This window comes from Cellulosimicrobium sp. PMB13, assembly GCF_051294865.1.
Classification (GTDB): Bacteria; Actinomycetota; Actinomycetes; order Actinomycetales; family Cellulomonadaceae; genus Cellulosimicrobium.
On record NZ_CP145910.1, the window covers coordinates 1,752,642 to 1,764,554 of the forward strand.

Below are 11,913 nucleotides of genomic sequence, written 5' to 3' on the forward strand. Positions count from 1 at the left end.
GACGACGAGAGGATGGCCGCATGGACCAGGACCGCCTGACCGAGGAGTTCGAGGAAGCCCGCCCGCACCTGCGCGCGGTCGCGTACCGCGTGCTGGGCAGCTCCGCCGAGGCGGACGACGCCGTCCAGGAGACGTGGCTCCGGCTGCAGCGGTCGGACACGAGCGACGTCGCGAACCTGCGGGGCTGGCTCACGACGGTCGTGTCGCGCATCTGCCTCGACCTGCTGCGCTCGCGCGGGACGCGCCGCGAGACGTCCTGGGACGTGCCAGGGTCCGACGGCGGTCCGGCGTTCGACCGGCCCGCGGCGGGGCCTGGGCCCGAGGCGCTCGCGGAGGAGGCGGACGCCGTCGGTGCCGCCCTGCTGCTCGTGCTCGACACGCTCTCGCCGGCGGAGCGTCTCGCGTTCGTCCTGCACGACCTGTTCGCGGTCCCGTTCGAGGACGTCGCGACCGTCGTCGGGAGGTCGATCCCCGCGACGCGCCAGCTCGCGTCGCGGGCCCGGCGCCGGGTGCAGGGCGGCGGTGATCCCGAGCCCGACGCCGCCCGGGAGCGCGAGGTGGTCGAGGCGTTCCTCGCCGCGTCGCGCGAGGGCCGGTTCGAGCGGCTGCTGACCTTGCTCGACCCGGACGTCGTGCTGCGGGCCGACCCCGCGGCGGTCGAGTCCGCGCGGGCCGCGCTCGCTCACGGCGCCCCGGCGATCGAGCCGGAGCTCGTCGGCGCGCACGCCGTCGCGCAGGCGTTCGTCGGGCGGGCCCGGCAGACGCAGGTCGCGCTCGTCGACGGCGCGTGGGGCGCGGTCTATGCCCCGGGGGGAGTCGTGCGCTCGGTGCTCACGCTCACGGTCCGGGACGGGCGCGTCGTCGCGATCGACCTCGTCGCGGAGCCGGCCGAGGTCGCGGCGACCCCCGTCGAGATCGGGTCCGGTCAGTAGATGGTGCGGCCCCGCGCGTCCGGGATCCCGGACTTGCGCAGGAAGTACGTGCAGAGCTGGTCGCGCCACTCGCGGGCCGAGCGCTGCTGCTCCGCGAGCCGCTCGGCGACCCGGTCGAACACGTCGTCGGGCACGCGGCTCTCGACCCCGGCCCACGCCGCCGCGACGGCGTCGACCTCGTCGGCGCCCGCGAAGTGCGTGTCGTACACGTGCTGGACCACCGTCGTCCCCGAACGCAGCACGTGCGTGTACGGCACGTGGTGGAAGAACAGCAGCAGCTCGTCGGGGCACGTGTCGAGCGACTCGTAGACGTCGCGCCACGGCTCGGGGTACTGGCCGGTGAAGCCCGTTCCCGTCGCGCGGGTGCGGTCGACGCCGATCCCGTCGCGGTCGGCGAAGTGGTACGTGCCCCACGGCGTGTACTCGTAGCCGTCGACGTCCGGCCCGTAGTGGTGCCCTGGCCGCACCATGAAGCCGACCCCGAGCGGCGCCGTGTACGACTCGTAGGTCGCCCACGACCCGTCGAGCACGCGGTGGACCACCTCGCGCACGACCGGGTCGACGCGGCCCGCCGCCGTGCCGTCCTCGTCGCCCGTCCCCGCGAACGTCAGCGACACCCACTCGTCGAGGAGGCCCGTGGCGTCGAGCGTCGGGTCCCACGCGAGCCGGCCGAACGCGTAGAGGTTGGCCTGCGCGAGCGGGTGCCCCGTCCAGAACGGGTCGTCGCCGACGTTCGACACCGCGGCGACCCCACCGCCCCGGCCGGCCACGACCCGGGGCGACGCTCCCGGACCGAGCCCCGCGGCGACGTCGGACACCGTGGGACCGCCGTCCGCGCCGGCACCGATATCCGCACCGGCACCGACGCAGGCCGCGGCGTCCACCGGACCCCAGGGCCGGAACCGCAGGACCTCGCTCCACCACGGTCCGAGGTAGCACGCGTGCCGCTGCTGGCCCGTGTACTCCTGCGTGACCTGCAGCTCGAGCGCGAGGCGCGTGCGCGGCATCGCCGCGAGCACGGGGGACACGGGCTCGCGCACCTGGAAGTCCATCGGCCCGTGCTTGACCTGCACGACCACGTTGTCGTCGAACCGGCCGTCGAGCGGGGCGAAGTGGTCGTGGGCCGCACGGGCACGGTCCGTCGAGCGGTCGCGCCAGTCCTGCGTGTGGTCGTACACGAACGCTCGCCAGTGCACGGTCCCGCCGTACGGGGCGAGGGCGCGCGCGAGCAGGTTCGCGCCGTCGGCGTGGTCGCGCCCGTACGCGAACGGGCCCGGCTGCCCCTCCGAGTCGGCCTTGACGACGAAGCCGCCGAAGTCGGGGACCGTCGCGTACACGCGCGCGACGGCGTCCGCCCACCAGTCCTGCACACCCGGGTCGAGAGGGTCGGACGTCGCGAGACCGCCGAGCACCATGGGCGCCGCGAAGCTCACCGACAGGTGGACGCGGATGCCCCACGCCCGGAACGCGGCCGCGACCCGCGCGACGTCGGGCAGGTCGTCGGTGAGCAGGAGCGCCTCGCGCCGGTGCACGTTGACGTTGTTGATGGCCACACGGTTCACGCCCGTCGCGGCGAGGAGCCGCGCGTACTGCTCGACGCGTGACAGGTCCTCGCGCACCCGGCCGTCCGCGTAGAAGATCGAGCCGCCCGCGTAGCCGCGCTCCACCTGACCCATGACGGGGTGCACGTCGACGTTGTCCCAGTGGTCGAGCATGCGCAGCGCGTGCGCGGGGTCGTGCCGACCCGGCTCGGTCGCACCGCCCGTGCGGACGACGTGGAACCAGGCGTGCACCAGGCCTGCGTCGTCGTCGGCGGCGACGTCCAGGCCGCCGTCGCGCTGCCCGACGGCGAAGCCCTCGCCCCCGGGGACGGCGGCGGTGTCGCGCAGGGTGAGGTCGGCCGCGCCGTCGTGCACGAGCGTCGCTCCCGCGCGGCGCGCCTCCGCGCGGACGGTCTGCGCGAGCGGGCCCGTGCCGTCCACGCGCACGGTGCGGCCGCACAGGAACGTGGTCGCGGCGTCGGGCAGCCACGCCGGGTGCACGGACGAGCGGTCCGGGGTTGTCACGGGGTTGCTCCTCGAGAACGGTTCGACCGTGAGTGCGGGGGATGTGTCGTCCGAAGCAGCCTCGGACGACAAGAATCCAGCACTCAGCGGGGGGCGGGGTAGGACGCCTTCGGCAGGTGGTACGCCAGGTCGACGGCGGTCTCGAGCGCCTCGTCGAGGTCGAGCCGGTGCTCGGCGACGAGGCGGGCCAGGTGGCCGGCGTCGACGCGCCGCGCGAGGTCGTGCCGGGCGGGGATCGAGCAGAACGCACGCGTGTCGTCGACGAAGCCGCTCGTGTTGTAGAAGCCCGCCGTGTCCGTCGCGGCCTCGCGGAAGCGGAGCATGCCCTCGGGCGTGTCGAGGAACCACCACGGCGCGCCGAGGCGCAGCGCGGGGTAGACGCCCGCCAGCGGGGCGAGCTCGCGCGAGAACGACGTCTCGTCCACCGTGAACGCGATCATCCGGAACCCGGGGTGGTGGCCGAAGGCCTCGAGCACGGGGCGCAGCGCGCGCACGTACTCCGTCTGCTCGGGGATGTCGTACCCCTTGTCCGGGCCGTAGGCGCGCGCGACACCCTCGCAGTGGTCGCGCAGCACGCCCGGGTGGAGCTGCATGACGAGGCCGTCCTCGGCGGACATCGCGGCCATCTGGAACAGCATGTGCGCCGAGAACGCGTCCGCCTCGGCCGTCGTGACCTCGCCGCGCAGCGCGGCGTCGAGGACGCGCGCGGCGTCCGCGTCGTCGAGGGGCGTGGTGTCGGCGCGGAGGTGCCCGTGGTCGGTCGCGCGGGCCCCCGCGGCGACGAACGCGGCGCGCCGGGAGCGCAGCGCGTCGAGGTACGAGCGGTAGTCGACGACGTCGGTCCCGGCCGCAGCGCCGAGCTCGCCGACCTGCGCGAGCCAGTCGGCGCGGTCGACGTGCAGCAGCGGGTCGGGGCGGAACGTCGGCACGACGCGCTCGCCCCAGCCGTCCGCCGCGAGACGCGCGTGGTCGGCCAGCGGCGACTGCGCGGGGTCGGTCGTCGCGAGGATCTCGATGCCGAACCGCTCGAACAGCGCGCGCGGGCGGAACTCCGGGCGGGCGAGGCGGTCGGCGAGGTGGTCGTAGAGCTCGTCGGCGGTCTCGGCCGACGGCCGGACCGGCGCGTCGAACACCTCGACGAGCGCGTGCTCGGTCCAGTAGCGCGTCGGCGTGCCGCGGAACAGGCGCCACCCGGCGCAGAACCGCCGCCAGATCTCCCGCGGGTCGGTCTCTGCGGGCGCGGTCCCGGCGGGTGCGCCAGGGACCGGGGCGACGCCGAGGTCCTGGATCCCGCGGACGCCGGGAGCGCCGTGCGGCGACGTGCTCTGCGCGACGAGCATGCGGACGAGGTAGTGGTCGGGCGTGACGAACAGCTCGGCGGGGTTGCCGAACGGCGTGTCGTCGGCGAACAGCGAGACGTCCACGTGCCCGTGCATCGACACGATCGGCAGGTCGCGCGTCGCCGCGTAGACCTCGCGCGCGATCGGTCGCAGGGCGGGGTCCGCGGGCAGCGCGCGGTCGGGGTGCAGGGACCACGGCGTCGTCGCGGTGGTGGTGTCACGGTGGGCCGTGGTCGTCACGGAAGGCCTCCAGCAGCGTCGTTGCGAACGTTTGCATCCTACGTCATGCGTGATCCATCGCGCCTGGTGACGGGAACGCTACAATCGTTCGCAACAGTTCGTCCGAGCCGCAGCACCGAGGAGGCCGCCGTGGTCACCGCCCGCGACGTCGCCCGCGAGACCGGGGTGTCGATCTCCACCGTCTCGCGCGCCCTCGCCGAGCCCGACCGCGTGGCCCCCGAGACCCGTGACCGCGTCGTCGCCGTCGCGAGCAGGCTCGGCTACCGCCCGAACCGTGCCGCGAGCGGGCTCCGCGCGGGCCGGACCGGAGCGCTCGGGCTCGTCGTGCCCGACCTCGAGAACCCGTACTTCGCGTCCGTGACCAAGGGGGTCCAGGCGCGCGCGCGCCGGACGGGACACGCCGTGTTCGTCGTCGACGCGGGGGAGGACCCGGCGCTCGAGACCGAGCTCGTCGCGGGTCTGAGGTCGCAGACCGACGGGCTCGTCCTGTGCTCCCCCCGAGCCGTCGAGGCCGACCTCGAGGCGGCCCGCGACGCGCCCGTCGTGCTCGTGAACCTCCGGGCCGACCCGGTGCCGTCCGTCTCCGCCGACGACGCGCACGGCGTCGTCCTCGCCGTCGAGCACCTGCGCGCGCTCGGGCACCGGCGCGTCGCCTACGTCGGCGGCCCGGCACGGTCGTGGTCCGACGGGCGCCGGCGCGCCGGCCTCGAGCTCGCGCAGGAGCGGTTCCCCGACGTCGAGACGGTCGCGGTCGGCTCGTTCCGCCCGCGGGTCGAGGGAGGGCGCAGCGCGGCCGACCTCGTCGTCGCGTCCGGGGCGACGGCGGTCCTCGCCTACAACGACCTCGTCGCCCTCGGGCTCGTGGCCCGGCTGCGCGAACGAGGCGTGTCGGTCCCCGAGGACCTCAGCGTCGTCGGGTTCGACGACACGTTCGTCGCGACGCTCTCCTCCCCGCCCCTGACCACCGTGCGCACCGACCTCGCCCAGCTCGGCGCGCGCGCCGTCGACCGCCTCGTCGCGTCCCTCGACGCACGCCGCCCCGGCCGCGGCGGGACGGCCGCCGGCGGGGGAGCGGAGCCGGACGGCGACACCACCGGCGCGGCACCGGCCGGGCCGGCGGACGAGCTGCCCGTCGAGCTCGTCGTGCGCGGCTCGACGACCGTCCCGCCGGCCACGACCACCCCACCGGCGGCCACCGCCCCGACCGACCCACCGACCACGGTGCCCCGGGCCGACGGCCCCGGCACCACCCAGCCGCAGGAGGCCGTGTGACCGCCCCGACCGCCACCCCGACGTCGTCCGACACCACCCCGGACGCCGTGCCGGACGTGCTCTCCACCGCCGCCCCGGCCGACGCGCCGACCGAGCGGGCCGGCGCGCGCCTGCACCGGGACGCGGTGCCGTCCGGTCTCCCCGCGCCCGTGCGGCCGACGCAGGTCGGGATCGTCCACCTCGGCATCGGGGCGTTCCACCGCGCACACCAGGCCGTCGCCACGGAGGACGCCGCGCGCGCGACAGGTGACACGCGCTGGGGCATCCTCGGCGTGACGCAGCGCTCCGCGTCGGTCCGCGACCAGCTGCGCCCGCAGGGCGGGGTCTACACGGTGCTCACGGTCGGGCCCGACGGCGGCTCCCCGCGCGTGCTCGGGTCCGTGACCGACGTCGCGTGGCCGGCCGAGGAGACGCCGCGCGTCCTCGCCGCGCTCGCCGCGCCGACGACGCACGTCGTGACGCTCACGATCACGGAGAAGGGCTACTCCCGCGGCGCGGACGGCCGCCTCGACCGCGAGGCCGTGCGCCGCGACCTCGACGCGCTCGCGCGCGAGGAGCACGCCGCGGGGTACCGCGACGAGGCCGCGACGGCGACGAGCGCCGTCGGGCTGCTCGTGCGCGGGCTCGCCGCGCGCCGTCGGGCCGGGGGCGCACCGCTCACGGTGCTGAGCTGCGACAACCTCGCCGACAACGGCCGTGTCCTCGGTGCGCTCGTGCGCGAGGCCGTGGACGCGGCGCTGCCCGGCGCGGCGGGCGACGACCTGCGGACGTGGCTCGCCGCTTCCGTGACGTTCCCGTGCAGCATGGTCGACCGCATCGTCCCCGCGACGACGCCCGCGCAGCGCGACGAGGTCGAGACGCTGCTCGGTGCGCGCGACGAGGGCCTCGTCGTCGCCGAGCCGTTCCTCCAGTGGGTGATCGAGGACCGCTTCGCCGGTCCCCGCCCCGCGTGGGAGCAGGGCGGCGCGACCTTCACCGACGACGTCGCGCCGTACGAGCGCGCCAAGCTGCGCCTGCTCAACGGCGCCCACTCGCTCCTGGCGTACGCGGGGTCCCTCGCGGGGTACGCGACGATCGCCGAGGCGGTCGCGGACCCGGCGCTCGCGGCGCACGCCCGCGCGCTGCAGGCCGACGCGATCGCGACGCTCGAGGCCCCGGACGGCGTCGACCTCGCCGCGTACGCCGAGGAGCTGCTGGAGCGGTTCGCCAACCCGGCGACGGGGCACACGACCCGCCAGGTCGCGATGGACGGCACGCAGAAGATCCCGTTCCGCTGGGGCGGGACGCTCGCCGACCGCCTCGCCGACAGGTCCGCCGGAGACGAGCTGCCGCAGGGCGTCGTGGCCGCGCTCGCGGCCTGGGCGGCGTTCGTGGTCGCCGAGGTGCGCGCCGGCCGCGCGGTCGACGACCCGCGCGCGGACGAGCTGCGCTCGGTCGTGGAGGCGGCCGACGGCGACGCCGTGGCGGTCCGTGCGCTCGTGCGCCTGCCGGGGCTCCTGCCCGACGTCGCGGACGCGGGCCCGCTCGACGCCCTCGCCGACGCGGTGGTCGCCGCGGTCGGGACGGTGGTGAGGTCGTCGTGAAGATGGGCTTCCGCTGGTACGGCGAGGGCAACGACACGGTGACCCTCGACCACGTCCGGCAGATCCCGGGCGTGGAGACCATCGTGTGGAGCCTGCACGACAAGCAGGCCGGCGAGGTCTGGGAGCAGGCGGAGATCGACGCCGAGGTCGCGAAGATCGTCGGGCTCTCGGACGAGGCCCGCGCCCGGGGAATCACGCGGACGTTCGACGCCGAGGTGGTCGAGTCCGTCAACGTCCACGAGTCGATCAAGCTCGGTCGGACCGTCCTGGGCATGGGCCGCGACGAGGCGATCGAGAACTACCGCACGACGATCCGTCGCCTCGGCCGGGCCGGGGTCAAGGTCGTCTGCTACAACTTCATGCCGGTCTTCGACTGGCTCCGCACGGACCTGTGGCACCCCCTGCCCGACGGCTCGACGGCTCTCTTCTTCGAGCGTGCCGTCGTGGACGCGATGTCCCCGGAGCGGCTCATCGCGGACATGGAGGCGAACACGCACGGGCTCACGCTGCCGGGCTGGGAGCCGGAGCGGCTCGCGAGCTTCGGCGAGCTGAACGCCGCGTACGAGGGCGTGACCCGCGAGGACATGTACGCGCACTACCGGTACTTCCTCGACGCCGTGGTCCCCGTGTGCGAGGAGGTGGACGTCAAGCTCGGCGTCCACCCCGACGACCCGCCGTTCGACGTGTTCGGGTGGCCGCGCGTGGTCTCGTCGAAGGACGACCTCGCCACGGTCCTCGGGCTGCACCCCTCGCCGTACCACGGGCTGACGCTGTGCCTGGGCAGCTTCTCGGCGAACCCCGACGCGGACGCCGTCGACGCCGTGCGGACCTTCATGGACCGCATCCACTTCACGCACGTGCGCAACATCAAGCACCTGGGGGGCGGCGACTTCACCGAGGTGGCGCACCGGGCGTGCGAGGGGAGCGTCGACACGACGGGCATCATGAAGGCCTACGCGGAGGCGGACTACCAGGGGTACGTGCGTCCCGACCACGGACGGCACCTGTGGGACGAGAACACGACCAACAAGCCCCGGCCCGGCTACGGCCTGTACGACCGCGCGCTGGGGATCCAGTACCTCCTCGGCGCGTGGGACGCCTTCCGCTACCGCGCGTCCTGAGACAGGCCGTCATCCCGGCCCTTCCGGACCGGGGTGCGGTCCTGTGCCTGACCGGGCGGCGTGCCGTACGGTCGAGGCACCAGACGCCGTCGACCCGAGGAGCCGTCATGCCCCGACCCCCGCTGCCGTCCGCTCTCGTCGACCTGCTGCGCCGACCGAACGCCGCCGTCATGGCGACGACGCGGTCCGACGGCGCGCCGGTCACCGCCGCCACCTGGTACGTCCTCGAGGACGACGGTCGGGTGCTCGTGAACCTCGACGAGAGCCGTGTCCGGCTGAAGCACCTGCGCCGGGACCCGCGTGTCTCGCTCACGGTGCTCGACGAGAACTGGTACACCCACGTGACGCTCCTCGGCCGCGTCGTCGAGCTGCGCGACGACGAGGGCCTCGCGGACATCGACCGCGTCTCCCGGCACTACACGGGCCACGAGTACGCGAACCGTGAGAACGCGCGCGTCAGCGCGTGGATCGAGGTCGAGCGCTGGTACGGCTGGGGCGCGGCCCGGGGCGACGCCGCGCGCGACTGACGGGCCGCTCGGGCCTCAGGGGCGGTGGCCCGCGCTCGAGGCCCGGACCACGAGCTCAGGCTGGAAGATCACCTGCTCCGCCGCGGCGTCGCGCCCGCGCAGGAGCAGGTCGGCCGCACGCTCGCCGAGCAGGTGCGTCGGCTGGCGCACCGACGTGAGGGGGGTCGCGAGCTCCGCGGCGAACGCCACGTCGTCGTAGCCGACGACGGCGACCTCGCCCGGCACGTCGACCCCCTCGCGGCGCAGCGTGCGCAGGGCCCCGAGCGCGGCCAGGTCGTTGACGCAGAACAGGGCGGTGGGGCGGTCGTCGCGCGCGAGCAGGGCGCGGGTCGCAGCCTCGCCGCCGTCCGCGTTGAGCGACGCGAGCGTGATCTCCGTGAGGTGCTCCGCCGGGTCGAGGCCCGCGGCCTCGAGCGCGTGCTCGACGCCGCGCAGGCGGTCGATGCACTGGCGGATCGAGTGCGGCCCGTTGAGGAACGCGATACGCGTGTGCCCCTGGTCGAGGAGGTGGCGTGCGGCGAGCTCACCGCCCCGGACGTCGTCGACGGCGACCGAGGACAGGTCGGGCGTCGGCGCCGGGCGGTCCAGGAGCACGACCCCGACGCCGCGCTCGCGCAGGGCCAGCAGGTGGTCGACCCGGTCCGTCGCCGGCACGACCATGACGCCGCGCACACCGTGCTCCTCGAAGAGGCGCAGGTAGCGGGACTCGCGCTCCGGGTCATCCTCCGAGCTCGCGATCATGAGCGTGTAGTCGTCGCGCGCGAGGCGGTCCTCGATGCCGCGCGCGACGTCGGTGAAGAACGGGTTCGCGATGTCGAGGACGATCGCGCCGACGGTCGTGATGGTGCCCGCGCGCAGACGGCGTGCGGACCCGTTGGGCACGAACGAGAGGTCGTCGATCGCGGCCAGCACGCGCTCGCGCGTCGCGGGGGTGACGCGGTCCGGCCGGTTGAGCACGTTCGACACCGTGCCCACCGACACCTGCGCGCGCCGCGCGACGTCGCTCACCGATGCGCGGCGACGCGTGCTGCTCGTGCTCATCCGTCCTCCTCGGTCTCGTGCCCGGTCACATCTTCGCGCACGACGTCCCACCGCGGTCGACGCTCTCGTGCGCTACGGTCATGAACCGTTTCATCCTCGAGCCCAGGAGGCCTTCGATGTCCGATCGTCGTGCGACCCGCGTGTGCTTTACGTCCCAGGTGCGCCCCGACCGCCTGGAGGAGTACCGCGCGGTCCACGGGGCCGTGTGGCCGGAGATGCTCGAGGCGCTGCGCGACTCCGGCTGGCGCGACTACCACCTGTTCCTGCGTCCCGACGGGCTGCTCGTGGGATTCCTCGAGACCGACGACTACGTCGCGGCCCAGGCGGCGATGGCGCGCACTGCGGTCAACGCGCGCTGGCAGGCCGCGATGGGCGACTTCTTCGTCGCCGACGGCAGCCCCGACGAGGGGTTCGTCGTGCTCGACGAGGTCTTCCACCTCGAGGCCCAGCTCGAGCGCGCCGGCCTCCCGACCGTCTGACGTCCCGGACGTGTTGACCGTGGGTCGCTGGCCCGCGTACGCTCCGATGAATCGATTCATCGCCAGATCGGACGCCGGGGCCGACGGCGACCGACGACGGCGCGCGAGGCTGCGCGCAGGAGGAGAAGGACCATGACGGACCGCACCGAGGCGGCGCTCGCCGCCCTGCGGCAGCAGACGATCGAGCTGCCCTCCTGGGCGTTCGGGAACTCGGGGACGCGCTTCAAGGTCTTCGCCCAGGCGGGCGTGCCGCGCGACCCGTACGAGAAGATCGCGGACGCCGCGCAGGTGCACCGGTACACCGGCGTCGCGCCGCGCGTGTCGCTGCACATCCCGTGGGACCTGGTCGACGACTACGAGGACCTCGCGCGGCACGCGGCCGAGCAGGGCGTGTCGATCGGCATGATCAACTCGAACCTCTTCCAGGACGACGACTACAAGCTCGGGTCGCTCACGCACCCGGACCCCGTGGTGCGCAAGAAGGCGGTCGACCACCACCTCCAGTGCATCGACGTGATGGCCGCGACGGGCTCGCGCGAGCTCAAGCTGTGGCTCCCGGACGGGATCAACTACCCGGGCCAGGACTCGATCCGCGCGCGCCAGGACCGCCTCGCCGACTCGCTCGCGGAGATCTACGCGGCGCTGACCGCCGCCCACCCCGAGAACCGCCTCGTGCTGGAGTACAAGTTCTTCGAGCCCGCGTTCTACGCGACGGACATCCCCGACTGGGGCACGTCTCTCCTGCACTGCCTCGCGCTCGGTGACCGGGCGAAGGTCGTGCTCGACACGGGCCACCACGCCCCGGGGACGAACATCGAGGTCATCGTCATGCAGCTCCTGCGCCAGGGCCGGCTCGGCGCTTTCGACTTCAACTCGCGGTTCTACGCCGACGACGACCTCATGGCCGGCGCGGCGGACCCGTTCCAGCTCTTCCGGATCATGCACGAGATCGTCCAGGCGGGGGCGCTCGACCCGAGCAGCGGCGTGAACTTCATGCTCGACCAGTGCCACAACGTCGAGGCGAAGATCCCGGGCCAGATCCGGTCCGTGATGAACGTCCAGGAGGCGACGGCCAAGGCGCTGCTCGTCGACGCCGAGGCGCTCGAGGCCGCGCAGGTCTCCGGAGACGTCCTCGCCGCGAACGGCGCCCTCATGGACGCCTACAGCACCGACGTGCGGCCGCTGCTGGCGGACCTGCGTACCGAGCAGGGCCTCGCGCCCGACCCGATGGCCGCGTTCGCGGCGTCGGGCTACACCGAGACGATCGTGGCCGAGCGCGTGGGTGGCGCCCAGGCCGGATGGGGAGCCTGAG

Annotated in this window: 10 protein-coding genes; 7 read left to right on the plus strand and 3 right to left on the minus strand. The window is 74.4% G+C overall.

The window, feature by feature from the left end:
- Positions 1–20 precede the first annotated feature (20 nt).
- Positions 21–932, plus strand: a complete 912-nt coding sequence (locus V5D56_RS08135) for a sigma-70 family RNA polymerase sigma factor (protein ID WP_435738537.1) — start codon at positions 21–23, stop codon at positions 930–932.
- Here V5D56_RS08135 and V5D56_RS08140 read toward each other — a convergent pair.
- A complete protein-coding gene (locus V5D56_RS08140) occupies positions 926–2,998 on the minus strand; it encodes an alpha-glucuronidase (protein ID WP_435738538.1) in 2,073 nt (690 codons plus the stop codon). The genes V5D56_RS08135 and V5D56_RS08140 overlap by 7 nt on opposite strands.
- 83 nt (positions 2,999–3,081) lie before the next feature.
- Positions 3,082–4,578 (minus strand): glucuronate isomerase, encoded by a 1,497-nt coding sequence (gene uxaC, locus V5D56_RS08145; protein WP_435738539.1) that lies wholly within the window; start codon positions 4,576–4,578, stop codon positions 3,082–3,084.
- A 129-nt stretch (positions 4,579–4,707) separates the two neighbouring features.
- Between uxaC and V5D56_RS08150 the strand changes: the two genes are divergently transcribed.
- From V5D56_RS08150 to V5D56_RS08165, 4 genes are all read left to right on the plus strand, one after another.
- The gene (locus V5D56_RS08150; protein WP_435738540.1) at positions 4,708–5,850 is read left to right on the plus strand and encodes a LacI family DNA-binding transcriptional regulator; all 1,143 of its coding nucleotides are present in this window, start codon (positions 4,708–4,710) and stop codon (positions 5,848–5,850) included.
- Positions 5,847–7,433 (plus strand): mannitol dehydrogenase family protein, encoded by a 1,587-nt coding sequence (locus V5D56_RS08155; protein WP_435738541.1) that lies wholly within the window; start codon positions 5,847–5,849, stop codon positions 7,431–7,433. The genes V5D56_RS08150 and V5D56_RS08155 overlap by 4 nt, the downstream gene beginning before the upstream one ends.
- Positions 7,434–7,435: 2 nt before the next feature.
- Positions 7,436–8,554: a mannonate dehydratase gene (locus V5D56_RS08160; RefSeq protein WP_435738980.1), complete on the plus strand. Its 1,119-nt coding sequence runs from the start codon at positions 7,436–7,438 to the stop codon at positions 8,552–8,554.
- A gap of 107 nt (positions 8,555–8,661) precedes the next feature.
- Complete coding sequence (locus V5D56_RS08165) at positions 8,662–9,081, plus strand: TIGR03618 family F420-dependent PPOX class oxidoreductase (protein WP_435738542.1); 420 nt, start codon at positions 8,662–8,664, stop codon at positions 9,079–9,081.
- A 15-nt stretch (positions 9,082–9,096) separates the two neighbouring features.
- Here the strand turns inward: V5D56_RS08165 and V5D56_RS08170 are convergent, their stop codons facing one another.
- Positions 9,097–10,122: a LacI family DNA-binding transcriptional regulator gene (locus tag V5D56_RS08170; protein WP_435738543.1), complete on the minus strand. Its 1,026-nt coding sequence runs from the start codon at positions 10,120–10,122 to the stop codon at positions 9,097–9,099.
- 116 nt (positions 10,123–10,238) lie between these two features.
- Here V5D56_RS08170 and V5D56_RS08175 point away from each other — a divergent pair, with 116 nt between their 5' ends.
- Positions 10,239–10,601, plus strand: coding sequence for an L-rhamnose mutarotase (locus V5D56_RS08175; RefSeq protein ID WP_435738544.1), 363 nt, complete (start codon positions 10,239–10,241; stop codon positions 10,599–10,601).
- A 132-nt stretch (positions 10,602–10,733) separates the two neighbouring features.
- On the plus strand, positions 10,734–11,912 hold the full coding sequence (gene rhaI, locus V5D56_RS08180) for an L-rhamnose isomerase (RefSeq protein WP_435738545.1): 1,179 nt from the start codon (positions 10,734–10,736) through the stop codon (positions 11,910–11,912).
- The last annotated feature ends 1 nt before the right edge of the window (position 11,913 follow it).

What these genes read in the sequence shown, in the direction of transcription:
- V5D56_RS08165 (WP_435738542.1), top strand. Translation starts at nt 8,662, where the DNA reads ATGCCCCGACCCCCGCTGCCGTCCGCTCTCGTCGACCTGCTGCGCCGA.
- V5D56_RS08160 (WP_435738980.1), top strand. Translation starts at nt 7,436, where the DNA reads ATGGGCTTCCGCTGGTACGGCGAGGGCAACGACACGGTGACCCTCGAC.
- V5D56_RS08170 (WP_435738543.1), bottom strand. Translation starts at nt 10,122, where the DNA reads ATGAGCACGAGCAGCACGCGTCGCCGCGCATCGGTGAGCGACGTCGCG.
- V5D56_RS08175 (WP_435738544.1), top strand. Translation starts at nt 10,239, where the DNA reads ATGTCCGATCGTCGTGCGACCCGCGTGTGCTTTACGTCCCAGGTGCGC.
- V5D56_RS08135 (WP_435738537.1), top strand. Translation starts at nt 21, where the DNA reads ATGGACCAGGACCGCCTGACCGAGGAGTTCGAGGAAGCCCGCCCGCAC.
- rhaI (WP_435738545.1), top strand. Translation starts at nt 10,734, where the DNA reads ATGACGGACCGCACCGAGGCGGCGCTCGCCGCCCTGCGGCAGCAGACG.